The following is a 25708-nucleotide window of genomic DNA, read 5'->3' on the forward strand; positions in this document are numbered from 1 at the left end:
GGTTTAATGTTTATTTTTAATTTTTCTTAATTGAACAATACGCTGATGGATTCCGCTTTGTGAATCCGTGCGATCGCTTCGGAAAAAACGTGTGTAACCGTGATGACTTCGACTTTTTCACACGTATGTCGCAATGGAATCGTATCGGTTACGGTGATTTTTTCAATCGGGGACGCCATAATTTTTTCAATCGCAGAACCTGACAAAATCGGGTGCGTACAGGCGGCATAAATATGACGCGCACCGTTGTTCTTCAGCGCCGTAGCCGCTTGCGTCAAAGTACCGGCCGTATCGATCATATCGTCGATCAGCAGGATATCGCGTCCTTCGACTTCACCGATGATATTCATGATTTCCACGTCGTTTGCGCGTGGCCGCCGTTTATCGATAATGGCAAAATCGGCGTTCAAGCGTTTGGCGTACGCGCGGGCTAATTTTACTCCGCCAACGTCCGGCGAAACTACAACCGCGCCTGATGATAATTTTGTTTTCCAGTATTCAGTCAATACCGGCGAAGAATACAAGTGATCGAGCGGAACGTTGAAAAATCCCTGGATCTGCGCCGAATGTAAATCCATAGTCAGCAGCCGGTCAACGCCTGCAGTGGAAATAAGATCGGCGGTTAATTTAGCCGTGATCGGAACACGCGGCTGATCTTTACGATCCTGACGGGCATATCCAAAGTAGGGAATGACCGCCGTCACACGATACGCCGATGCACGTTTTGCGGCATCAATCAGGATCAGAAGTTCCATCAGGTTATCGGCCGGAGGAAAAGTCGGTTGGATGATAAAGAGATCTTTGCCGCGGATGTTTTCGACATATTTGGCGAAAATTTCGCCATCGCTGAAGTTGTAAATTTCTACTTCAGCGAGTGACACACCCATCTGGCGCGCAACTTCTTCAGCAAAGGGCCGGTTACTGCGGCCGGCAACCAACATAATCTTGTTATTAAATTCAACCATGGTCTATATGTTCTCAAACGTATCGTATTGACTGTTGCTGAAAAATTAACCCGACATTTTGGGATAAATCCCATGATTAATCCCAATACATCGGGCTGACGGACATACACAAAAAACATGCTGGGGTGCAAGGATTCGAACCTCGGAATGGATGGACCAAAACCATCTGCCTTACCACTTGGCTACACCCCAGTTTTTTTGATCATTCAAGTGCCTGTAAACACCTTATTTTAGGGCGTTTGCGGACATATTTCAGATCGAAAATACCCTGGTTTTCCAAAGGTGGGCTAAACATAATCGATTTTTGTTTCTTTGTCAAGATAAAACTTGAATTTTCAGTACTTAAACAAACCTGCAAACGGCTGTAAAATGACCGGAAAATTTCGATTGAATGCGGTCGATATCGGCCGTTGAATTGAATAGACCAAAAACGGTTGAGCCGCTTCCTGACATCCTGGATATAACAGCGTTTTCTGATTCCAAGGCCTGTTTGATGGATCGGATTTGAGGAAATTCTGAAAAAACGAGTGGTTCAAAATCGTTTTCCATTGATAACGAAAAAGAAAGAGGCGCACTGAAGGCGTGAGTTAATTCGGTTTTCTTTTCTGGGCTCAAAAAGGTTTTGTAATTTTGGTAAGCCCAGGGTGTGGCAATATGGATGAGTGGATTGATCAACAAAACTTTTTCATTCAACGGCCATGGAATGAATTCGAGAATTTCGCCGCGGCCTCGGCCGATAGCTGTCGACCCTTTTCCCAGAAGTTGTCCGACAAAAAACGGAACATCAGAACCTAACGACGCGCCCAATTCAAACAATGTTTTTTCATCCAGATTAAGCCCGAAAAGCCGGTTACATCCGATCAGTACGCCGGCGCCGTTGCTGCTGCCACCGCCGAGCCCCGCTCCGATGGGAATTGTTTTTTCAATGTGAATCGACACATTGATTGATTGTTGAGTTACTTTTTCAAGAGCGTGCAAAGCCTTAACGCAAATATTGCTGTCGTCGAGCGGCACATCTTGTCGATTACACGTCAACGTTTGATGGGTATTTTTTTGAATGGAAATAATATCGTGGAGATCAATGGCTTTGAAAATGGTTTCGATATCGTGATATCCATCGTCGCGTCGACGTACGATTTTCAGGCCGAGATTAATTTTGGCGTATGATATGATCTCTAATGTTTCGGTCGGCATCGGTCTCTCTTTCCATTTTGGCGTTATATGTAAAAATATTTCCGGTCAATTTCAATCAGAAGATTTCCTTGAGACACCTTTTTGCTTGCTTTTTTTATAAAAAATCTTACTCTTATAGTAGGACATTATCTATGAATTATCTGCGCAAAATAATTTTCCTTACCGTTTTGGCGGCCTATGTATCGGTTTCGTATGCCGTGTTGGTCAATTTCAATATTCCGGTATGCGTCGTCAATGCCGAAACGATATACCGGATGGACGGCAACGAGACCAAAGCGCCGCCGAAGCTGAAATGGATGTACCGCCGGCATTTGCCGATGGTCAAGTCAGTATCGGTACCCATTGCCGACTGTGCCGTTCCTTTTATTTATCATACGCCGGATGTAGAATACGTCTGCATGACGCATTCGGTTAGCTTCACATTCATCACTGCATTTTATTATTCTATTTCTGCCCGCGCTCCGCCTCAAGCGTGAGATTCCTCATTACATTAATTTAATCAAGCTCGTCAAATTTTTTACGACTGCAGGGTACGTATCTGCTGGCTAATCCGCAGAAGGAGGAATCATGAGTACCAATGCCGCTAAACCATCGGGAAAATCTGAAGGTACGTCGATGGAATTTAAACTCTTATTGTTTATCATCGCGTCAGGAATAGTTGCCGTTATTATCAAAATGATAATTTAATCGAAACAAATCATTGCCAAATTTCCGCGGGCCTTGATTGGCTCGCGGGAATCATGGTTCATAATATACAGGAAAGGAGGCCGTCATGATCAGCCTTACTCCACCTTTGATGGTTTCAAACCAACGTAAGACATTTCATTACAAAGCATATTCATTGCAAAATTATATGGAAATTCCTCACATCAAGAAACTGACTGAGGATGAACGATGGGCTATCGAAGTGGTGGGACACGTTTTGCCTTTCAAGACAAACAACTACGTTGTCGATCAATTAATTCGCTGGAAAGACGTTCCGCACGATCCTATGTTCCGCCTCACCTTCCCGCAACGTGACATGCTGCTGCCGCATCATTTTGACGAAATGGAAAAAGCTTTGCAATTAGGCGATCGTGAAATCATCAAACAAACAGCCAATCGCATACGTTTGCAACTTAATCCGCATCCCGCCGGACAATTGGAACACAACGTACCGGTATTGGATGGCGAACGTTTGCACGGAATGCAGCACAAATACCGTGAAACTGTTTTATTTTTTCCAAGTCAGGGTCAGACATGTCACGCGTATTGTTCGTTTTGTTTCCGATGGCCGCAATTTGTCGGAATGGAGAATTTCAAATTCGCCGCACGCGAGGCGGATCAATTGGTTCGTTATCTTCAGGCACATCCGGAAGTGACGGACATACTTTTTACCGGCGGAGATCCAATGATTATGAAAGCCCGCAATCTGGCAGCTTATATCGAGCCGATTTTAGCGGCGGATTTACCGAATGTCAAACGTATCCGCATCGGTACGAAAGCGCTGAGTTACTGGCCTTATAAATTTGTCACGGACGACGATGCCAAAGAAACGCTGTCGCTGCTGAAAAAAATCGTAAAGTCCGGTAAACATCTGGCGATCATGGCGCATTTCAATCATCCGAAAGAATTGAGCACCTCTATCGTCCGGAAAGCGATCCGGAAAGTTCGCGATACAGGCGCTGAAATACGTACACAATCACCGGTGCTTCGCCATATCAACGACACTCCGCAAATTTGGTCGGATATGTGGAATGAGCAAGTTAATCTTGGCTGCATTCCATACTATATGTTTGTCGTGCGTGACACAGGGGCGCAACATTATTTTGGGATTCCGCTCGTGAAAGCGTGGGAAATTTTCCGCGATGCGTATCAGCGCGTTAGCGGATTATCACGAACGGTGCGCGGACCAAGCATGTCGGCAGGCCCCGGCAAAATTCAAGTGTTGGGCGTTAATGAGTTGGGTGGTCAAAAAATCATCGTGATGCGTTTCCTGCAAGGGCGAAACCCTAACTGGGTTCAACGTCCTTTTTTTGCGAAATACGATGAGTTTGCAATGTGGCTGGATGAACTGGCTCCGGCGGAAGGAGAGCGGTTCTTTTTCGAAGATGAATTAGAGAAATATTACAAGCGTCAGGCAGTTTAGGTTTTTTTCAGTTTACTTCGGGCGCGGTCTAATTGTGCCTTGACGGCAGCGTCGGTTGGAAATTTTTCGAGTAATTTTTCCCAGACGGCCATTTCAGCTTTGACGTCGCCGGTATTGAAATAAATATATCCGAGTGAAACATACGCTTCTGTGTGATCCGGATCGATTTCCAGAACGCGCTCATAACATGAAATGGCTTTCGCATTGTTTTTCAGATCTTGATAGGTCAAACCCATGTTGAAGTGAGCGGATGCAGTGCGCGCGTCACAAGCGACCGCTTGTTGGAATTCTTCCATCGCGGCATGTAAATCGTTGACGTCGCGGAAAGTGACACCGAGACTGTTGTGAATTTTGGCGTCGCGCGGACGGAATTGCAACGCCTGCTTAAAATAGAAAATCGACGCCGTATAATCTTTTTGCTCACGGTAGATCAAGCCTAAATTATAATAAGCCCGCGCGTTTTTTGGCCGCAATGCCACAGCTCTCTTAAGCGCGTCAATGGCCGCACCTGCATTTTTCACTGCGTGATGCACGACGCCAAGATTGTATTGAGCATCGTAAAAATCGGGATCGATTTCGATTGCACGGATCAGCAACGGAAGCGCTTCAGCAAAGCGTTTTTTGGAAGCCAGGTCAACGGCCTGATTAAAAAGCTTAGTCGCTTCGTTTTGTCGTTTGAAATTTTTAATGAAATTAAACATGCAAAGTTTTTTCGGCTAAATTTTTTTCAAAGCTTCTATACGCTCTAAAACAGGCGGATGAGAATAATTTAAAAACACGTTAAGTCGGTGCGGTGTGAGATTGGATAAATTACTCACGGATAATTTTTTCAGCGCATCGATCAACGCCTGGGGTTTTCCAAATGTTGTAGCAGCATACGCATCGGCTTCAAACTCATTTTTACGCGAAAATATATTCATCAGAATCGACAAGATCATGTCGATAGGGGCGTACAACATTCCAAAGAAAATGAGACCTGCGTAAATCGAAGGCTTTTCCATAAAAAACGCATCAAATAATCCTTGATGAGTTAGAAAGACTGAAAGCAGATAAAAAACGATCCCGGTTTGAATGAAACCAATGATCATTCCCTGAACAATATGTTTTTTCTTGTAATGCCCGATTTCATGGGCCACAACGGCTACCAACTCGTCGGTTGTATGTTTTTCGATAAGCGTGTCAAATAAGGCGATGCGTTTGTTTTTGCCGAAACCGGTGAAAAAAGCATTGGATTTGGAAGAACGTTTAGAGCCGTCCATCACGAAAATTCCACTCAACGGATATTTTACCGATTGAGCGTATTGTAAAATGGCATCCCGAAGTTCCGCATTCTGAAGCGGCGTGAACTTATTAAACAGTGGCATGATCCATGTCGGTGCAATAAATTGAAGGATCAATGTAAATAATGTCACGCCGATCCAGCAGTATAACCACGCCCAACTGCCTGCTGAATCAAAAAACCATAAAACTCCAGCCAAAAGCGGTCCGCCGAGAAGGATGCCTAACATGAGGCCTTTCAAAATATCGGTAATAAAAGTTTTGGCCGTCGTTTTGTTGAATCCGAATTTTTCTTCGATAACAAAAGTACCGTAAATACTGAATGGCAAACCGATAATGGTTTTAAGAGCAATCAATATTCCAATGTAAATCAATCCGTTCAGGAGATCATTTAATTCCCATGAACGTACGATACGGTCGAGAACGTTAAATCCGCCCAAAAACCAAAACAACAAAGTTACTACAAGGCCGAATGTCGATGTGATCAAACCAAAACGTGTGTTAACGCGTGTGTATTGTTGAGATTGTTTGTATTTATCGGCGTCGTAAACTCCATCAAATTCTTTGGGTAATTCATCCTTAAGTGAACGGATATTCAGATAGTCGGTAATGATGTCGACGATATAATCGATAACGAGTGTCAGTAGAATGATAAGAGCATATAGATTCATGTACAGTTCCTTAATTTATAAGTTTGCAATAATAATTGCCTTCGGTTAAAAACTCAATGAGAAATTTTTGGATTGTCATAAATCAGTCATTTTTCCCTGATTGTTTATTGGCACAGTTCGGATCATGATTTATATCATTTGGTGAAACGTAATTCGTTTTTATTTTAATCCTGCAATTGAGATTCTCTCTCAATTGTCAGTTCATTATAAATTTCAAGTTTTGTTTAGGAGTTATGCCATGAAAAAAGTGTTTATGATAATGTTATTTTTGACGACATGTTCAATCTGGTCACAAACAGAATGGCCGGTCGCCATTGCGGATAATTCATTCCTGCTGGAGGAAGCGTATAATCAGGAATTTCGCGTAGTGCAACATATCTCAAATTTTATGTATTCGAATAAGACGAAAGATTGGGAATATGCATTTTCCCAGGAATGGCCCGTTTGGGGACAAGCCCATCAATTAAGTTATACCATACCGTATTCATTCATTGATCAGCGTTCAACGAAGGGTGTAGGCGATATTGCTATTAATTATCGCTATCAGGCGTTGACAGAGGAAAAAGGTTTAGCGTTTTCACCAAGGATTTCAGTCATTATTCCGTCCGGGAACGAGGACAAAAATCTGGGCAATGGCCGAACGGGGTACCAGCTTAATTTACCTGCCAGCAAACGGTTGGATCGGAACTGGGTCATGCATTTTAATGCCGGTGCAGGCGCAACCCCGGGAATGAAAGTCGGTACGGGCAAAAAAACATTATGGGATTTTACGATAGCGGGCAGCTTAATATGGCTTTTACATCCGAATTTCAATGTTATGACCGAACTGATACATATCGAGAGCGATGAAATAGTTTCGGACAAAGTTAAACGATCCGGCACGACCATTTTGAATCCCGGTTTGAGATATGCATACAATGCCGGCAGTCTTCAAATCGTACCCGGCTTTTCAATTCCGATTCAGCTTAACGATAAAAAAGAAACCCAAATGTTTTTTTATTTGTCATTCGAACATCCGTTTTAGCTTCATAGTCAGGTAGAAATAAAAAAGCTCAGGGATGTCTCTGAGCTTTTTTGCGGAGAAGGGGAGATTCGAACTCCCGGTACAGCTTTACAACCGTCGTGCGCCTGCGGCGCATGCCTTAAGCTCTGCGCCTTCTTGAAAAATGCGGATAATTTTTATCCAACCATTCACGGCCAATGCCTAACTTTAAATATTTCTCACGCGAGGCCGCTTCGGTTTTTGCTTCAAATGATTCTGTAAAAATTATAATCCAAGGTCTTCCGTTTTTAGTTGATTGGTTGCCACCTGAGTTATGTTGCGATACACGGCGATCTATATTATCGGTCATGCCGATATATCGCTTATTAAGCTTATCACTCCATAAAACATATACAAAATGCTTCATAATTTTTTTAAATAAAAAAAGCTCAGGGATGTCTCTGAGCTTTTTTGCGGAGAAGGGGAGATTCGAACTCCCGGTACAGCTTTACAACCGTACGGCGGTTTAGCAAACCGCTGCCTTAAGCCACTCGGCCACCTCTCCAAAAACTTTGATATATTTAAAAGAACATTTTCTAATTAAAACCGACGGCGGTTTAGTCCCGGCCTATCGGGACTGCCTTAAGTTCCGATTTTATCGGAACCACCTCTCCGTTACGAAATTCACTATATTTAAGAACACAGGGCTAATACCTGAAAACTGCGGAGGATGAGGGACTCGAACCCCCAAGTCCTTTCGGACGGCAGTTTTCAAGACTGCTGACTTACCAATTAGCCTAATCCTCCGGCGATTTGGAAATCGGGTCGGCAATATATACCAAATATCGTTTTGAGTCAATATTTTAATTAGGGCTTAAAACCGCTATAAAATATTCAGTTTCGTATTGGCGAAAAACATTTTCTGACCCATCAATTTGGCTTTATCCTCGGCCGTCCCGTGATGTAAAACGCTGATCATCGACGCCAGTTTTTTTGCGACGTCCATCAATGCCTTGGCATTGGCTGATTCAGGTTTCGCAATGACGATCGGTTTGCCGGAATCGCCGGCAATACGGGTGTCGATATCGAGCGGAATTTCACCTAAAAACGGAACTTCGTATTTTTCGGATGCCTTTTGTGCGCCGCCGTGTGAAAATATATCCGCTCTATGGTTGCAATTAGGGCATACATAATAGCTCATATTCTCGACGATACCGAGGATCGGAACGTTGACTTTCTGAAACATCCCAACTCCGCGCCGCGCATCGATCAAGGCAACGTCCTGTGGTGTGGTGACAATGACCGCGCCGGTTACGTTTACGATCTGTGAAAGAGTGAGCTGCGCATCGCCTGTTCCCGGCGGCATATCGACGATCAAATAATCGAGATCGCCCCAATTTACATCGCGCATCAGTTGTGTCAATGCCTGCGCCACCATCGGTCCACGCCACACAAGCGCCTGTTCATCCGACATCAAAAACCCGATGGACATCATTTTAATGCCGTAGTTTTCGACCGGCTGTAATTTCCGGTCGTCGCCCATGACGGGTTTCCCGCTCACGCCCATCATCAATGGTATGCTGGGTCCGTAAATATCGGAATCGAGCAATCCGACTTTGGCTCCTAATTGTCCGAGCGCAATGGCCAGATTGGTGGCTACCGTTGATTTTCCCACGCCGCCTTTACCGCTGGCTACAGCAATGACGTTTTTCACGTCAGGAAGAATATCTCCTTTTTCCGTTTTGTGCGTCATCATTTTAGCCGTCATTTCCACGTGAACCGTTTTGACGCCGGGTAATTTGGATACAATTTCTTCGCATTGTTTTTTGAGTAAATCTTTGACGGGACAAGCCGGAGTAGTCAGCACGACTTTGAAAGCGACATCTCCGTTTTTGATAACAATGTCTTGTACAAAGCCGAGCGTGACGATATCTTTATGTAAATCGGGGTCTTGAATTTGTTTGAGCGCCTGCAAAAGACTTTCCTGCGTAACCATTGACTTCCTTTCTAGAAATTAAAGACGACAACGAATTCGACAATAAACATCATAAATCCGGCTGTCAAAATTTGTATAAAATGTTTTATATGATACACGCGATGCCGTACGTTATCGAAAATCAACACCAACATAACTGAATTGGTCACCGTAAATAACGTCACAACACCGAACAGAATCAACGTCCATAGCGTAAAAAACGCTATGTTTTCAAGCGTCGGCAAGATAATGAAAACGACATTGATTGACAAGATAATAATACCGCTGAAGACGGACCAATGATCGAATTTTCTTATGCTTTGTTCTTCCGGCTTCCAAAGAAAAAACGTTAAAACCGAAAAACCGCTTAATGCTGCCGCCCAGCCCCCAACGAATCCGTTTACAAATCGTACAATGTTTGACGAACTATCCAGCCCCCAATCGATCAGAATATATAATCCGGACAAAAAAAGAAAGACAACAAACGTCCGATTAAATAAATAACGTCCGCGGATTCCGTTTTTGAGTATGATCCATAAAATTCCAATGAATGTGCCTGAATAAAGCCCTGTGCATCGGGCGCAAACCGGGAGGAATGCATTTGAAAGAAAAAACGAGCGATCGGGAAGTTGATGGCATAACGCGGAACAAGCAGTATAAAGCCAACCTGCAAATTCATTCATAAATCATTCAAAAAATAGTTTTTATTTTTACAGAATATAAAAAAACCTTGCAAATAAAAAACCCGTTTTCTACATTACGTCCCCTTAATGGTGGCTGTAGCTCAGTTGGTTAGAGCGTCAGGTTGTGGCCCTGAAGGCCGGGGGTTCGAGACCCCTCAGTCACCCGAAACAAACCTTCGGAAGAACGTACTTCGTACGGAAAACTTTGGAAGGTTTTTTTAATTTCCGCAAAAAATGTTCTTGCAAAGCGCGGTTTTGTTTTGTATAATTGCCACGCTTTTTAAGCATGTCCCCATCGTCTAGAGGCCTAGGACATCGCCCTTTCACGGCGGTAACCGGGGTTCGAATCCCCGTGGGGACGCAATAAAAAACGCAGGTTCAGTTTGAATCTGCGTTTTTTATTTTATCCAATTTTCATTCAAATTTCGCCTGCATTCTTTAATGCAGACCGATTCCGTTTTGTTGCTATTCAAAGACGCAATGTCTATATTTGATTTAACAATTTTAAAGAAAAAATAAACAACATGGTTCGTTTCTTAACAGCCGGAGAATCGCACGGGCGAGGGCTTTTGGGGATCATCGAAGGCATTCCGGCGGGGCTGGATATCACTTCTGAATATATCGACCGGCAATTATTTCGCCGTCAGCAAGGTTACGGCCGCGGCGGCCGGATGAAAATCGAATCGGATAAAGTTGAAATCATGAGCGGCGTTCGCTTAGGAAAAACCATCGGGGCGCCGATCGGGCTTTTGGTGTGGAACAAAGACTGGGAAAACTGGAAAGACATTATGACGGTTGAAGAAATTGACGCACCGATTAAAAAAATTACTTTGCCGCGGCCGGGACATGCTGATCTGGCCGGTGCGATCAAATACGGCTTTGACGATATCCGTCCGGTGATTGAACGCTCCAGTGCGCGCGAAACCGCCATGCGAGTAGCTTTGGGAAGCGTTGCCCGGAAATTTTTAGAAACATTTGGTATCCGTATCGGTTCGCACGTTCTTCAAATCGGAAAAGCAAAACTTGATGACAACATTCGAACAACATTACCGTCCATTTCCGCCGAAGAAATTTCAGAAAAAGCGGACGCTTCAGAAGTTCGCGCTGTGGAAAATAACGCGAGCGAGCGTATGAAAACTGAAATTCAAGCGGCTCAAAAAAACGGTGATTCAGTCGGAGGGATTTTTGAAGTGTTTGTCGATGGCCTTCCGGCGGGACTTGGAAGCTACGTTCACTGGGATCGTAAACTGGATGCAATTATTGCTCAATATATGTGTTCGATTCAGGCTGTCAAAGGCGTTGAGATCGGCGATGCATTTGCTAATGCGCAGCAACGCGGCTCGGAAGTTCATGATGAGATTTTCTACAATGCACAAAAAGGATATTACCGTAAAACGAATCATGCGGGAGGATTGGAAGGCGGCGTCACGACCGGAGAAAGATTAGTCATCAGGGCTTCCATGAAGCCTATTCCTACGTTGGCACGCCCACTTCAATCGGTCGATTTAATGACAAAAGAACCGGTAAGCGCCCACAAGGAGCGTACGGATTCCTGCGCCGTGCCAGCATGCAGTATTGTCGCGGAAGCCATGACGGCTCTCGCTTTGATCAATCCATTTTTGGAGAAATTTGGCGGCGATAGTATAGATGAGATAAGAAAAAGAATTTGAAAAATCTTCTCCATTAAACAAAAATGTCCCAAAAGCGTTTTAGCTTATGGGACATTTTTCAGTGAAATGCTGGAAAGACAAAAGTAAGAGAATAACTGCATCTATTCCACGTTGGTATGAAACGTTGATTCCTTTTGCCCTTCTGCAGCATCACCAAGACATATCATAAAATTATTCGCATTAAAATTGTCTGAATGAAACGTCACTGTGTCTTTATCTTCAATATCGATGATTGTCAAATTTGCATTTGACTGTATAAATTCAAAATCCCGAGTCTCTTCATTTCCAAAAGTGACGTGAAATTTATTTGCATCAATGGTATAGTTTATTTCTGAGTAAGAATAGCACTCAGAGTCATCTTCTTTAAAGTAATCTCTAATTGTGTTGGAAGTAAAATGAAGATATTCTTGCGAATCGTTTCCTGAAAATTTCCATTTCGTATTCTCAAGTACGTTTTTGTCATCTGTTCCGCACGAATTGAGACAGCTAAAAATTATTAGCAACAAGCTTATCTTAAAATGCTTATTTTTATTCACAAAGTTCTCCTTTTAAAGTAAGTTATTTATAATAAGTTAAGCGTATTATTTGTGTACGAATACTGCCCGAATTAGTGGTTTTAGAGGCTGCACACTCAAAAAAAGACCCATTTTTCTGTCTTATTGCGCAGGTAGAAAGGTGACCGTGAATAACGAAATTATTTGAAATCATTATAAAGTTGTTCCAGTTTAGTCAAAAGGGCGTTGGGATCGTTGGTGGAAACCCATGATGCGTCAAACTGTGTAATCAATTCATTGCAGACAGCATAATTGCCAAGATGGAATTGACTGTATGCTTGATGAACTTTAATGTCTTTATCGGTTATTCTCTTGTCATGCAAAAAGACATAAGTCGGTTTTTTCTGTAAAACGAATTGGGCTCTGTCTACGGAAGCTGCATAGTTATTCTTAGTCCATCCGACAAAAGCCCATCCTGCATACGAATCGGTGAGGGAATCTCCTTCGATTGACTCGAAATGTGAGTCAGCCAGTTCAATCGAATCCATCATGAAAGCGCTCCATCCCTGGCCTTCAATGGCTGCCGAACCCTCGTCGGTCACCAAATTGGTGAATGCATCATAGGCTTCAGAATAGTGCTCATTTTCAAATAAATTCCATGCTTCATCCAGCGGCTGATCGTCTTCACATGAAAGAAAGAAAACTACCACTGCGGCTGTTAACAGATATTTCAATAAGTGTTTCATTACATTATCTCCGTTTATAATTTTCGAAATTGTCAAATCAGTAAGTCAGATCATTTGATCAGCAACATTTTTTTCATTTTGACGCCGCTGATCGTTTCAAGGCGATAAATGTATACGCCGCTGGCAACCTGTACTCCCGACTCATTCTTGCCGTTCCAGTCAACCTGGTGATATCCTGCCGACCGAGCCTCATTAACCAGCTCTTTGATTTTTTGTCCCAAAATATTATAGACCGTCAAGACTACGCGGCCTTCTTCCGGCAATCCAAAACGAATCGCAGTTGTCGGATTGAATGGATTAGGATAATTCTGTGATAATTCGAGGGATTTTGGTAAAACAACGTGATCGGGATTGTAGAAAGCTGCTATTTCCCCGACTTTGGTAATCTTGGCGTTTACTTGCATTTGATAGCCTTCGCCGCCCAGGTACATCCACGAACTGTTTTCTTCAGAATAATGGTAGAGACCTATTTTACGTTCATCGAAATCGGTGTAATTGGCTTTTAATTTAGCAACCTCATTTTGGTCATAATAGCTGCGAAGATTCATAAATTGACCTTCACTGAAATCAGCAGTTGTAAAGAACTGGAATTTGTTGCCAATTTGAGTCCACTCAGAGGTCGCATTGGTTTTAGATAATCCTTTGTTTGCCGGAACGGCTGCAAGCATGACAAAACCAGTTTGAGGAATTGAATGGGTAGCGCTGAGCTCTATGGTAGAGTATTTCATAGAAAAATAATTTTTACTGAAAGCACTGACAGTATAGGTTCGTGTCTGAGTGGCAGAATTACCGGCTAAGTCTTTCCCAATCATGGTGATAGTCAGAATACCTTCAGCCAACCGATAAGTAGTCGAGAAGAGTTGATTACTCGTACCGATGTGTGAAGGAATTACATCAATAGTATTGTCGAGTGCGAGCCTACCCGTTAATTCTGATAAATCTTCGTCGGAACTAGTAATGATGTCGACGTAGTCCTGAGCGACCGTGCTGCGCAGAAGCTTGATGGACAGAGTCGGTACCTGGTGATCTACCTCTATGCCTTGTCCTTGGAGAATGATGGAGAATTCGCCACTCGAGGTAAGTAAAACCAGGGTGTCTTTAAATTGACCGGTTATATTTGGTTCGAAATCGAATGTCAGAGAAATAGTGTCAACACCAAGTTTGAGTGTATCCGGCAGAATCAGCAATGGTTGCATTTGAAACGGATCACTCAGTGCAGAAGCCGTTGAATTTAAGCGGATATTATCGCTTTGGCTGGCTAAACGAACTGTTTGCGAAGTGCTACTACCAATTTCAACGTTACCAAAATCGATTGTGGACGACGGTAAAATTGAAAGTGAGCCGGTTAGAGATATAAATCCAACGGGTGTCGAAAAAGCTGAAGTGTTTTGGGCGCTATCCTGTAGTGCCGTGAGAACGTTTCCTGCTGAAAAATTGACCTGTTTGGTCCAATTTCCAGCGTCATCGGCAACGGTCGTACCCAGTAAAAAACGCCCCTGATTCGAAGGTACCGAATCGGCATAGATTTGCACGAATGCATTGGGAGCGGAGTAGCCTGATACCGTGCCATCGACGGTCACATTGGTAATTCTCGGAGGAGCGATATTTTTTTGCGCTCCGTTTTGGAAGACTGTGCCGCCCAAAGAATTCTTGAAAATGGCGTTCTGATAAAATATCGAACTATCGGTCGCCGGGCCGTCGACAAGAATGCCGTAACCGTCATTAAATGCTATCCGGTTGGAGATTGCACTATCGATACGGGATCGTTTGCTGATGAATATACCGGAACGTACTCCTGAACCGTTAGGAATGGGTAAGTTGCCGGTAGCGTCCGCGCCGATAATGTTGTCTTCAACGCGTACCAGGGCGCCGTTTTCGAGAAGCAATCCTTCCTGCGTATTTCCGGAAATCAGATTTTTTGATACGGCAATTGCTTTGGATGAATCGATCACTATGCCGATGTTATTACGTAACGCCGTAGTACCGGTTGGATTGGTTCCGATAAAATTTCCTGAAACCATATTCGAATCCGATTGGACTATCCATATTCCATGTACGACCGTGTTACCGGAAATAATATTACGACCGGATGCAAGACCATTTCCGATTTTATTATGTTTGGGCCCTCTTTGCAAAATGATGCCCGGTTGATTGTTGGGGATAGCAGCGGTGCCGTTAGCATCCGTTCCTATATAATTGCCAAGGATAGCGTTATGTGTAACGCTCCTGTTATATAATGAAATGCCATTTACGGCATTACCGGAAATGACGTTTCTTCCTTCCGGTACCGTGTCGCCAATGGTGTTAAAACAGACGCTGTCTATTCCGTTACTTGACAATAAAATGCCATAAAACGAATTGCCAAGCGACGCTAACCCGTCGGCTTTTAAGCCAATATAGTTGCCGGAAATTTTGTTATGCGTTCCGCTTTGAATAACGATCCCATCGTGGTTACCGGATATGACATTTCGGCTTCCCGGAGTGGTTCCTCCAATCAGGCAGAACTTGCTTAACAGCATTCTCACTCCGGAATTTGAGTTACCGAAATTGATGGATCCGGTTATATCCGTGCCGATAAAGTTTCCCTGAACAATAGCCGAATCAGAGGCGTCGAGATAAATACCGCTTGCATTGTTTCCGGCAATAATATTACCTGCGCCTGGTAATCCGATGATGGTATTTTTCCCGCCGGAGTACACACCATGGCCACCAATGTTTGGTACCATAGCCGTTCCGTTCGCATTCAGGCCAATGATATTATTGAGGACGGAAAGGTTAGTACCGCTATTATTAATAGCCGTGCCGCTGTTACCGGAAATGACATTACGCCCTGCCGGTGTTGTCCATCCGATGACGTTATTGTTTGTACCAGCCAGCAACTCGATTCCACCGCCGCCATTAGGCAGGGCTAGTGTTCCGGTTGCATTAAGACCGATATAATTACCAACGATGAGACAACTATCGACATTATTATTTATCACAATGCCTGAAGACAAGTTTCCAGAAATAATATTACGGCCATTGGCGTTGAAAGGGTCTCCGATGACGATATTACCAGCTCCACCGCCGTAGATAAAAATACCCATGCCATTTGCAGTAATTGAATTCGCACTGAGACCATCAAGACTGGTGCCGATGTAGCAGCCGATAATTTTGTCTTTTCTCGATCCTTCGATAAAAACACCAGTGGAGCTGAAACCTCGGATATTCAAGTATGCGAGTACACAATTTGAACCGCGAACCACAATACCCTGTGCCACAGCAAAGTCATTCACGATTGAAACTTCCGGTTTAAGGGCGCCTGAAACTGTGCCTATAATGACTGTTCCGTTGTCTGTCAGTTCAAGCGATGAAAAAAGCGGAAATGTGTCTGAGATAGCAAATATGATCGTGTCTGGTCCGACATTGAGATTACACTGTTTGATCGCCCACCGCAATGTGTTGGGGATATTCTCATCATCCTGCGTATTATCAACGGAAAATGTTCCAGCCCGTAAAGATACGGTTAAGATAATGGTCAAAAGCATTACAAGTTTCTTCATGAAGCACATGCTCCTTTATGGTTAAATCAATAAGTGAATAAACTGGGGAAGGTAGGGAAGAGGGCACAACTACCCATTGTTTTCAAGCACTAAAATAAAAATGCTTCATCATGAAAAAACCACCCGTATTCGTGGTTTTTTGATTTAAAACCTGTCAAAAAGATGTATGGACTACTCGATTGGGTGGGCAAAATAAAAATCCCAAAGCTAATTGCTTTGGGATTTTCTTGTTGATCATGCAAACAGAACCAGGTTTGCATACACATAAGAACTTTCTTCCGCGATCATGGGCATCCTACAATCCAGTCATTGGCAAATGATGTGTACGTTGCGCCGTACGTGCCGCCTCCGGCGTAGTCCTGAATAAGGCTGACCTGATACAGGTGACAATAAGGATAATCATTGGTCGTATCGGTTACCCAAACATATCCGCGTTTAAAACGATTAATGGGAATACCTAATTCGTTTTTTTCGATCAACCACTCTTGATTGGCCAAACCAATTTTGTGAATTTTGAGTTTAGCCAAATCACCGAGTTTGGCTTTGATCATATTTTCATCGGCTGCATTGCGAAATGCAAAATAATCATTGCTCGGTTTGTTCAAGGGTATTTTTGTTTTACAAGTGGTTTCGAGAACGTTCAAGTAATGAGTGAGTTGTTTTTTCCCGGCTTCTTCGTAACCCCATTTGCCGACAAATTCGTCGCGTACTTTTTTTGAGACAGCGCGTTCAATAACTTCATTGCGGGCGATCCAAATATGTTTGGCTGGATCGTATTCCTTGACGATTTTTACCGCTTCTGCGATATCATCGATATGTGATAATAAGGCCACATCATTGATCGGATTAATCACCTTATCCATGCCTCCTTTTTTGTTTATGGATTGAGCTAATTCATCCAGCATTGTGTTGACTTTTTCCTGATAGAATTTCCATCGATAAAAATTTTGTTCAACCCAATCCGTACGTTCAGATGCTGAGACGGCGGCCTTGACGCACGTTTCTTCTTGTGAGAATTGACGATAAAGCGGCAGTTCCCCGTCCCATTGTTCAATAGTTTTCTGGACGCCGCTGATTAAATCCAGCTTTTCTTTTAAATATTGATCCAAGATTATAAGTTTTTCAGGACCGCCGATTTTATCGATGGATTGTTTCAAGGCTTCTAAAGCCGCCAAAGTCTTTTTAGTCATAGGGTGATCTGAGTCGCCGCCGAACCATCTGCTCGTCCACTCGTCATGTTCTTTTTTATCATAGATACGTTTCATCCAAATGTCGGCACGGCCATTCTTTTCGTCCATTGAGCCGCTAAAATCATACAATGGTTTACCGGCATACTGGCCGACCTCAGCTTTAAAAGCATGAATGTCACGCATAAAGTCATTATAAGGATAGTCCCATTTTGTCCAATCATCTTCATTGTCTTTGTCGTCGTAGACTTTTTGTTTTTTCTTGCTTCCGCTCGCCAGATCTTTCTTCATTTGTTCAAAATCTTTTCGTGCGCCGCTCCAGGCTGCCTGTTGTTTTGATATATCGGTGTAATCCGGAAAGTCTTCTTTGATCCTGTCGATCCGCTCTTTGGCCCGGTCGAAGTAAACGCTAAAACTGTAATCATCCAGCGACCCTAAAGCGATTTTTTCTTTTACTTCCTTGAGTTCTTCCCGCAAACGATACACTTCTTTCGGTGCCGCTTTTTTCAGATGATTGCCGGGAGCCCATGTTTCCATACGATCGCCGGATTCATTTTCCCATAGAACTTTATATTGATCGCCTTTGACTTCATCGATTTGTCCTTTTACCCAGTGACTGTCATCGCTGCCGTCTTTCCCGTCCATTAAAATTTCGACTTCATCACCCCATTCAAATTTATTGGTCTGAGCAGCCGAACTTATATTGTCATTCGTTTTGACCTCGGTGGTTTTTTTATCATTTTCAGTTTTTACATCTTTGACTTTTTTCTCTTTTTCATCTTTAGATTTTTTAGCTTTTTTTAAGCTTTTATCGAGTGATACTTGTGCCGATAAGTTTTGCGCCATAAAAGACAAAGTGAAAAACAGCGTTATGATCATTATCGCTGCTGAATGTTTTTTCATTTCTTCTCCTCAATGATTATTAGTGATGGAATAAAAGTGAAAATTGAATTTACTACCGTAAAATGAGCCGGGTCTTTTGAAGGGGAAAGTAATCGATATGGTATGGCCGGGCAATAGGCATGATATACAGTAATTGAGACTACGATGAATAAAGCTGGATAAGGAGATAGTTTTAGTAGAATTTCATCTCAATAAAAATGTGGAAGCTCTAAAGCCATGCTTGATTCGTTAAAATATTTTCTCTTCCATTTGATTGCATTCAATTCGACTGAGAAAATTCTGAAACCATACTTTTTATATAGAGATTTTGCAGCATCGTTATGACTGAGGACGGTCAACCAGACTATTTCGATGCCTTTAATTTGCCGGATTCGTTTAAGTAATTCTTGCATAAGCAAATTTCCAATACCTTTTCTGCGGGCGTAGGGAGCGACATACATTCTGAATATCAGGCCTTTGTGGCGCAGTTTTTCTCTATTATGGCCATCCCGTTGAAAACTGACAACGCCGATCAATATTTTATTTTCGTAAGCCCCCAGTGTAAAACTGTCAGCTTTGTCCGAAGTAGGAAATGGGGCGTTGATTTCATCTTCCGGAGAAATTCGAAATGCCTCTTCATCATGAATGAGACCGGCTATAAAGAATTGTTTGTAATGAGCCGATTCCTCTGAAGTAATTTCTCTGATTTCAACCGGCATGTTAATGGAAGTCATTGGAAGGGGAGATGAGTGTGTAATCATTTTTAAAATGGATGCAAGTGTGATTTAGTGTATTCAATAGAATGGGATCACGCTTGAAACACGCGATTTTTTTGTTATTTGAATGCCTGCGTTTTATTTTTCACCATAAATGACAAGGGCTCCTGATTCAATGACAACATTGCCCGTCGGATAACGCTGGTTGATTGCTTGGAACACATCGTTTTTGATTGTATGTTTCATGGCATCGTCGGCCTTACTGAGCGCGGCGACAACAGGAGCCGCTAATTCCGTCATCACATTCCAATAAACATCGGCAGTTTGGCAATTTAATTTTCCTGTAATTTCTTTTACGGAGATATTTTTCAACCCGGCTTTGGAAAACAAATCGGCCATCAATCCTTCTTTAGCACAACGAAACATCCCGGGTGCTTCCGGAGGAGGAGGAACAATTTCCATATGCCTGTTAATCGTTCCCATTATGGCCGTAATCCAGAAATTTTTTTCAGGAACGCCCCATACGGACGTAGCAATTCTACCACCCGGCTTCAGTACCCGTACCATTTCTTTTGCCGCTAAAAGCATATCAGGAAAGAACATAAAGCCAAAACGGCATGCGATAGAATCAAACGTATTGTCCGGAAAAGGCAGTTCCGTTACATCGCATACGCGGGTTTCGATGTTTTTTATATTTCTACGTTCGGCATTTTCCGCAGCAATATCCAACATTTTTTCCGAAAGATCGGTGATAATCACTTTCCCGCCATTCAATTTAGTCGCTATCGTAAGTCCGGGTTCGCCTGTACCTGATGCAACATCCAAAATGACATCCGTGCCTTTGGGATTGAGCAGGCGAATGATTTCCGTTCCTTTTGGTTCTAAGAAATTCATGAACAAGTCATCCCATTTTTTCCAGCCCGGTGAAAAAGTATTCCATGATTCTCGTTGTTGTTCACGAATTTGTTCGAGTTGTGTTTCCATTCGTCATCTCTCCTTATTGATTGAGGACAGTTGTTCCAACTACAGCCTCGGGTTTTCTTTAAAAAAAATGAATCGGCTAAATTTTAAACAAAACAAAATAAGTGATGAAGGCAGGACTAACAATAGACACAATGTCCAGTAATCATTAATACGCCGCTATAACCTGGATTTAATGTTGGTGATTATTCACTACTGTAATGCTGAAAACATTTTACGCAATTTGAGCCGTCGGCTATACGCCGGAGTTCAACAATTCATGAAACGCTCGATAGGCCACGATTTAAAGACGACAGAATTATTAGGGGCAATAAGTCTTAAAAAACTACAACCCATTGGAAAGACGGCAGATTTAAAATCAGATAATTCCTTTGCGAAGAGCTTTTGCAACGGCTTCGGTTTGATTGACTACATAAAGTTTTTTATAAATATTACCGATATGGTAACGCACGGTGCTGATGCTGATGAATAACGCTTCGGCGATTTCATCATAACTGCTGCCGTCGGCTAAAAGATTTAGAATGCGTCTTTCCTTTAGAGATAGCTGGACCGATTCAGCGGGATTTTCTTTATGCACTTCTTTATTTTTGAACAGGTTGACGACTTTACGCGCGATATGTGCATTCATTGGTGAACCGCCTTCATGAGCTTCTTTAATAGCCTCCAAAATTCGAGCCGGTGGAGTGCGTTTAGTAAGATAACCGCATGCTCCTGCACAGAGCGCATTGAAAATCAAATCATCGTCTTCAAATACACTCAGCATAATGACATTGACATCCGGCAGGATTTTTTTTACGGCTTTGACGCCATCAATACCATTCATGCCTTTGAGCCCGATATCCATCAGGATAATATGGGGCTTTAAAGACATTATTTTGCGCAGCATAGTCTCGCAATCCGAAAAAGTTTCAACGCATTCATAACCTTCCGTTCCGTCGACGAGTACGGCCAATCCCTTACGGATGTTGACGTTATCTTCTACGATACTGACTTTGATCATACTGACCTCATTTTAAGTTATGCATTAGGCAGAAGTAGAGTAATGCGGGTACCTTTTCCTGCGGTCGAGTCGATAGTGACTTGACCGTTCATCAGGCGAACTCGTTGAACAATATTCGGAATACCTTCGCCGTCGGATTTCTGGTTGGGATCAAAACCAATACCATCGTCTTCATATCGAATCTGAAGCTTCCGGTGAGAGCCTTCAACTGACAGATTCATTGTTCGGCACTGGCTGTGTTTCAGACCGTTATTAATGGCTTCCTTTAATACAAAGTATAAATGTCTTCGTTGTTCCAGTGAAAGAGAAAAATGGCTCCATTCACTGACGGACGGGCATTTCAAAACTATATCTTTGTGGAAAAAGATCTCATCGTATGATTTTTTCAATTGTAAAAGTACATCGCTCAGCGAGTCGTAACGAGGATTGACCAGCCAAACAATGTCGCTGATATTTTGGCCTAACTGGCGCGCCGTATCGCCAATCTTATTGAACCATTCGCGGGCTGCTTCCGGCCGGGCATAATGCTGCAACGCACCAACTTCACTTAGAATAGAAAGTTCAGTCAATCCGGTTCCGACGCTGTCGTGCAGGTCGGCTGCAATTTTAATGCGCAGGCGCTCTACTTCCAGTAATCTGTGAATACGATAACTAATGGCTCCAAAGATGCCGCCGACGCTCACGATAATTGCCAATCCCATAAACCACCACGTCTTCCAAAACGGGGGAGCGATATGGATGAGAATCGATTTACCACGTTCATTCCATATTCCTTCGTTGTTAGAGCCTTTCACATGGAAAATATATTCACCCGGATCAAGATTGGTATAGGTTACATCGTGTTTCCCTCCGATATAATTCCAATCCGAATCGAAGTTTTCCATTTTATAGGCATACTGATTTTTATGAGTTCTGTTATAATTTAAAGAAGCAAATTCAAACGAGAACACATAATCGTCATAATTCAGATGGATTTCATCGATCATTGAAGTCGCGATCGCGAGATCATACTCACGGTTGAATTTTTTGAACGCCGTTAAGACAATGGGAGGAACATAATGATTGTCTTTCAGACTGTCCGGAAAAAATGACATAAAACCGTTCAGGCCTCCGAAAAATATTTCGCCGTCATGGCCTTTAAAATAAGCCATTGTCGTAAATTCGTTACTCTGAAGACCGTCGCTTTTGTCGTAATTTCTGAACGTTTCATGTTCACGATTAAATTGGACTAACCCGTTATTGGTGCTGAGCCAGAGGTTTCCCTGTGAATCGTCGACAATTCCAAGGATGATTTCATTGGGCAATCCGTCTTCAATGAAGAAGCGTTTGAATTTTTCTGTCTGACGGTCAAATTTATTCAACCCATTGGCGGTCCCAATCCAGAGAATTCCTGCCTGATCTTCAAAAATATTACGAATCCGGTTGTGACTAATGGACGTTAAATTTTGGGCATCGTGACGATAATGAATGAATTCATTGCTACCGTGGTTCAGGCGATCGAGCCCGTTATTAGTTGCTATCCAATATGTTCCGGAACGGTCTTCATAAATTTGACGTACTTCATCGCTGGCGAGTGTTTTGGGATCATTCGGATTATTGCGATAGACTTGATACGTAGTTCTGTTGCTGTCTAAAATAGCAATGCCATCAAATGTCGAAAGCCAGAGATTGTCTTTTGAATCGATCAGGATTGATCGGATATTGCGACTGCTGATATTGGCGGGATTATGCGATGGATAATGTCGAAATTTTTTGGATGATACATCCATAAGATCGAGGCCATTATCGGTACCAATCCAAATCTTCCCATGCCGATCTTCTTTGGCAACAAATATACGATTGGAAACGATACTGCTTGATTCTAGGCTGCTATGCTTAAAATGTTCTGCGGATTGAGAATGACGATCGAGCCGGAATAAGCCTTCGTCGGTGCCGATCCATAAATATCCTTTCTGATCTTTATAAATCGACCAGACCACTTCACATGCAAATGAATGATAATTGAAAGAGTTGTAAGTTTTAAATCCCTTGTCGATTTCTATTTTATTGATACCGCCGTTATAAGTGCCAACCCATAATACGCCGGATTTATCAGAATACAATGACGTAATACGGTTACTATTTATTCCGAAAGGATTGCCACGATCGTTTATAGTGTGAATAAAGTTTTCTGTTAAAGGATTCCATCGGTTGAGTCCGCCGCCATCGGTGCCGATCCACAATTGCCCTTCATTGTCTTTTGCAATACAAGTGATTGAGTTATGACTCAGACTTTTTGGATTATAAGGATCGTTATTGTAATGAATAAAACGTTGTTTTGTTTTGTCAAAAACACTCAATCCGCCTGCATTGGTTCCAATCCACAGATTGTCATCCGCATCAAGATACAGAGCCGTGACGTAGTCGTCAGTCAAACCGTTAGACCGGTCATACGTAAATATGTCACCGGTTTTTATATTGAGCAACACGAGTCCCGAGCGCGTCCCGATCCACAATCGGTCCGGACTTTCACGAATGATGGCCGATATATATTTACCGCTCAGGAATTTTCTCGAAACTTTTCCATTTTTGCGATCGAATTGATTTAATCCGTTATCCGTTCCCACCCAAAACGCATCGGGAGACGATTCATAAATGGTCAAAATGCGATCACTGCTCAAACTTGAATCGTTTTCTTTATTATGTTCGTATCGAGAGAACGTTTCATGTAATTGATCAAAACGATTAAGCCCGTTGAATCCACCACACCAAAGAACTCCCGCCTGATCCACATAAACCGCTTTCACATAACTGTCTGAAATCGATTGGGATTTATTTAAATCGAATTTAAATATCTTGAAATTATAACCGTCATATCGATTCAATCCGTCCTGGGTTGCCAGCCAAATAAACCCTTGAGCATCCTGCGCTATAGATAGCACAGAACCTTGTGACAGTCCTTGCTCCATGGTGACATGAGAGAATTTAATGTCGGTTTTTTGTGGATGCAGTAAAAACGATCCGCAGATAACATGCATCCCAATCCAACAACTTGTGATTGATTTTCTCATGCTTCGGATTTCAATTGAAAGATGAAACTGATTGAGTCATGCATTGCAGCATTATCAATAGAATGGCCAAATATGGTGTTGAATATAGAATCAGTAAAATTAACTATAAAATCAAGCCGTTTAAGGCGTAGGTACTGTCACTTTATACAGTTTTTCTGCAATTTTTAAACAAAACGGAATGATGAGTGTTAATTTTTTGAGGTAATGTAAAACGAAAATAGCAGACTTTAACGCCAGATTGGAAGGATGGAGCTTTGAGGTGTGTAAATAATTTTTCGAAAACAGTTTTAGTGTGCTACCGATGTTTTTTTCTTTTTTGCAAATAATTCTTTAATCGCATTGCCGAGTCTTTTGATGCCTTCTTCGATTTTGCTTTCATCCGAGTTTGTGAAATTCAGCCGCATGGAACTGCCGAGCGAACTGTCGCTACAGAATGCATTGCCCGGAACAAATGCCACGTCTTTGGCGATTGCGAGATCGAACAATTCTTCGCTTGACCAGCCTTCCGGCAAAGTTGCCCAGACGAACATGCCGCCGGTGGGTTTGGTGTATTGAACCTCAGACGGGAAATAGCGCGGAATCATTTCCAGCATGCACCGGCATTGACGGCTGTATTGTTCCGTAATTCTCCGAATTTGCTGATCGATATCGTTATCGGCAAGATACTGTGCGATTACTTTTTGTGAAAAATGACTCGTGTGCAAATCGTTGGCTTGTTTGGCAACCACGAGTTTTTCCATGAGCGGTTTTTTCGCGCAGCACCAGCCGACGCGTAAGCCCGGGGAAATGATTTTTGAAAATGAACCGAGCAGAATATGATTGGTATCGTAATATTCCCGGATCGACGGAAGCGGCTTTCCTTCGAAACGCAATTCATAATACGCTTCGTCTTCGATCAATAAAATTTCACGTTCCTTCAAAAGCATAGCCGCTTCGCGGCGTTTTGCCTCCGAGTACACGTTGCCGGTCGGATTTTGAAAATTGGGAATCAGGTAGGCGAGTTTAATGTCCTGTTGATTCAAAATTTTTTTGAGTTCAACCGTATCGACGCCGTCTTCGTCGATTTTTATCTGGTTAAAAATTGTTTCGTAAAATTCAAATGCCTGGATCGCACCGAGATAACCGGGTTTTTCCATGACAACGTGATCATTTTTTTCGAGGAAAGTTTTGCCGATAATGGCGACGGCTTGTTGGGCGCCATTGGTGATGAGAATTTCATCAGGTTTGATATCGACGCCGCGACGGGCATATCGGCGGCTGATCCATTCGCGCAACGACGGCAATCCCTCGGTAATCGTATATTGCAACGTATTCGCGCCGTCGGTTTCCATGACTTTCACGGCAGCATTTTTGATTTCATCCACCGGGAAAAATTTCGGATTCGGCAGGCCACCGGCAAACGAAATAATGTCAGGGCTTTGAGTGACTTTCAGGATTTCACGAATAAACGATTTCCGTGATAATAAAGCGCGGCTTGCAAATAAATGTCCCATAAAAACACCTCCTTAACCGCTCAAAGGTAGGCGAAAAGGACATTACAACCTATGATTTATGTCATGTTGGG

At 42.8% G+C, this 25708-nt stretch carries 20 protein-coding genes and 5 tRNA genes; 6 read left to right on the plus strand and 19 right to left on the minus strand.

Annotated elements, in window-relative coordinates; genetic code table 11:
* Nucleotides 1–26: 26 nt before the first annotated feature.
* From K1X84_09155 to ispE, 3 genes are all read right to left on the minus strand, one after another.
* Nucleotides 27–941, minus strand: a complete 915-nt coding sequence (locus K1X84_09155) for a ribose-phosphate pyrophosphokinase (GenBank protein ID MBX7151797.1) — start codon at nucleotides 939–941, stop codon at nucleotides 27–29.
* A 144-nt stretch (nucleotides 942–1085) separates the two neighbouring features.
* Nucleotides 1086–1157, minus strand: a tRNA-Gln gene (locus tag K1X84_09160).
* 150 nt (nucleotides 1158–1307) lie between these two features.
* The gene (gene ispE / locus K1X84_09165; protein ID MBX7151798.1) at nucleotides 1308–2159 is read right to left on the minus strand and encodes a 4-(cytidine 5'-diphospho)-2-C-methyl-D-erythritol kinase; all 852 of its coding nucleotides are present in this window, start codon (nucleotides 2157–2159) and stop codon (nucleotides 1308–1310) included.
* Between the two features lie 131 nt (nucleotides 2160–2290).
* Between ispE and K1X84_09170 the strand changes: the two genes are divergently transcribed.
* Nucleotides 2291–2635, plus strand: coding sequence for a hypothetical protein (locus K1X84_09170; GenBank protein ID MBX7151799.1), 345 nt, complete (start codon nucleotides 2291–2293; stop codon nucleotides 2633–2635).
* Between the two features lie 320 nt (nucleotides 2636–2955).
* On the plus strand, nucleotides 2956–4287 hold the full coding sequence (locus K1X84_09175; protein ID MBX7151800.1) for a lysine 2,3-aminomutase: 1332 nt from the start codon (nucleotides 2956–2958) through the stop codon (nucleotides 4285–4287).
* Here K1X84_09175 and K1X84_09180 read toward each other — a convergent pair.
* Together K1X84_09180 and K1X84_09185 are read right to left on the minus strand one after the other, a co-directional pair.
* The gene (locus K1X84_09180; GenBank protein ID MBX7151801.1) at nucleotides 4284–4988 is read right to left on the minus strand and encodes a tetratricopeptide repeat protein; all 705 of its coding nucleotides are present in this window, start codon (nucleotides 4986–4988) and stop codon (nucleotides 4284–4286) included. The two genes, K1X84_09175 and K1X84_09180, sit on opposite strands and share 4 nt — an antisense overlap.
* A 15-nt stretch (nucleotides 4989–5003) precedes the next feature.
* The gene (locus tag K1X84_09185; GenBank protein MBX7151802.1) at nucleotides 5004–6236 is read right to left on the minus strand and encodes a M48 family metallopeptidase; all 1233 of its coding nucleotides are present in this window, start codon (nucleotides 6234–6236) and stop codon (nucleotides 5004–5006) included.
* Nucleotides 6237–6474: 238 nt separating this feature from the next.
* Between K1X84_09185 and K1X84_09190 the strand changes: the two genes are divergently transcribed.
* Nucleotides 6475–7260, plus strand: a complete 786-nt coding sequence (locus tag K1X84_09190; protein MBX7151803.1) for a transporter — start codon at nucleotides 6475–6477, stop codon at nucleotides 7258–7260.
* A gap of 118 nt (nucleotides 7261–7378) precedes the next feature.
* Here K1X84_09190 and K1X84_09195 read toward each other — a convergent pair whose 3' ends face one another.
* The 5 genes from K1X84_09195 to K1X84_09215 all read right to left on the minus strand — a co-directional run bounded on the left by K1X84_09195 (nucleotide 7379) and on the right by K1X84_09215 (nucleotide 9876).
* Entirely contained in the window at nucleotides 7379–7645 is a 267-nt protein-coding gene (locus K1X84_09195) for a GIY-YIG nuclease family protein (GenBank protein ID MBX7151804.1), read from the minus strand.
* Between the two features lie 47 nt (nucleotides 7646–7692).
* Nucleotides 7693–7783, minus strand: a tRNA-Ser gene (locus tag K1X84_09200).
* A gap of 159 nt (nucleotides 7784–7942) precedes the next feature.
* Nucleotides 7943–8025, minus strand: a tRNA-Ser gene (locus K1X84_09205).
* Between the two features lie 76 nt (nucleotides 8026–8101).
* On the minus strand, nucleotides 8102–9214 hold the full coding sequence (gene apbC / locus K1X84_09210) for an iron-sulfur cluster carrier protein ApbC (GenBank protein ID MBX7151805.1): 1113 nt from the start codon (nucleotides 9212–9214) through the stop codon (nucleotides 8102–8104).
* Between the two features lie 11 nt (nucleotides 9215–9225).
* Nucleotides 9226–9876 carry a DUF2085 domain-containing protein gene (locus K1X84_09215; GenBank protein ID MBX7151806.1) on the minus strand — a complete coding sequence of 217 codons (651 nt, stop codon included), beginning with the start codon at nucleotides 9874–9876 and terminating at the stop codon, nucleotides 9226–9228.
* A 90-nt stretch (nucleotides 9877–9966) separates the two neighbouring features.
* On the opposite strand from K1X84_09215, the gene K1X84_09220 reads away from it, so the two are divergent.
* The 3 genes from K1X84_09220 (at nucleotide 9967) to aroC (ending at nucleotide 11546) form a co-directional block, all read left to right on the plus strand.
* Nucleotides 9967–10040, plus strand: a tRNA-His gene (locus tag K1X84_09220).
* Nucleotides 10041–10164: 124 nt separating this feature from the next.
* Nucleotides 10165–10237 (plus strand) — tRNA-Glu (locus K1X84_09225).
* A gap of 163 nt (nucleotides 10238–10400) precedes the next feature.
* Entirely contained in the window at nucleotides 10401–11546 is a 1146-nt protein-coding gene (gene aroC / locus K1X84_09230; protein ID MBX7151807.1) for a chorismate synthase, read from the plus strand.
* Nucleotides 11547–11647: 101 nt separating this feature from the next.
* On the opposite strand, the gene K1X84_09235 is transcribed toward aroC, so the two are convergent.
* From K1X84_09235 to K1X84_09275, 9 genes are all read right to left on the minus strand, one after another.
* Entirely contained in the window at nucleotides 11648–12082 is a 435-nt protein-coding gene (locus K1X84_09235) for a hypothetical protein (protein MBX7151808.1), read from the minus strand.
* Between the two features lie 158 nt (nucleotides 12083–12240).
* Nucleotides 12241–12786: a hypothetical protein gene (locus tag K1X84_09240; protein MBX7151809.1), complete on the minus strand. Its 546-nt coding sequence runs from the start codon at nucleotides 12784–12786 to the stop codon at nucleotides 12241–12243.
* A 50-nt stretch (nucleotides 12787–12836) separates the two neighbouring features.
* Nucleotides 12837–16328, minus strand: coding sequence for a right-handed parallel beta-helix repeat-containing protein (locus tag K1X84_09245; protein ID MBX7151810.1), 3492 nt, complete (start codon nucleotides 16326–16328; stop codon nucleotides 12837–12839).
* 284 nt (nucleotides 16329–16612) lie between these two features.
* On the minus strand, nucleotides 16613–18418 hold the full coding sequence (locus K1X84_09250) for a hypothetical protein (protein ID MBX7151811.1): 1806 nt from the start codon (nucleotides 18416–18418) through the stop codon (nucleotides 16613–16615).
* A 188-nt stretch (nucleotides 18419–18606) separates the two neighbouring features.
* Nucleotides 18607–19116 (minus strand): GNAT family N-acetyltransferase, encoded by a 510-nt coding sequence (locus tag K1X84_09255; GenBank protein ID MBX7151812.1) that lies wholly within the window; start codon nucleotides 19114–19116, stop codon nucleotides 18607–18609.
* A 135-nt stretch (nucleotides 19117–19251) separates the two neighbouring features.
* On the minus strand, nucleotides 19252–20097 hold the full coding sequence (locus tag K1X84_09260; GenBank protein ID MBX7151813.1) for a class I SAM-dependent methyltransferase: 846 nt from the start codon (nucleotides 20095–20097) through the stop codon (nucleotides 19252–19254).
* Between the two features lie 355 nt (nucleotides 20098–20452).
* Nucleotides 20453–21094 carry a response regulator transcription factor gene (locus K1X84_09265; GenBank protein MBX7151814.1) on the minus strand — a complete coding sequence of 214 codons (642 nt, stop codon included), beginning with the start codon at nucleotides 21092–21094 and terminating at the stop codon, nucleotides 20453–20455.
* Nucleotides 21095–21111: 17 nt separating this feature from the next.
* Entirely contained in the window at nucleotides 21112–24144 is a 3033-nt protein-coding gene (locus tag K1X84_09270) for a histidine kinase (protein ID MBX7151815.1), read from the minus strand.
* 287 nt (nucleotides 24145–24431) lie between these two features.
* Nucleotides 24432–25637, minus strand: a complete 1206-nt coding sequence (locus K1X84_09275; GenBank protein MBX7151816.1) for a PLP-dependent aminotransferase family protein — start codon at nucleotides 25635–25637, stop codon at nucleotides 24432–24434.
* Nucleotides 25638–25708 lie beyond the last annotated feature (71 nt).

The organism is bacterium (genome assembly GCA_019695335.1).
Taxonomy (GTDB): domain Bacteria; phylum CLD3; class CLD3; order SB21; family SB21; genus JABWBZ01.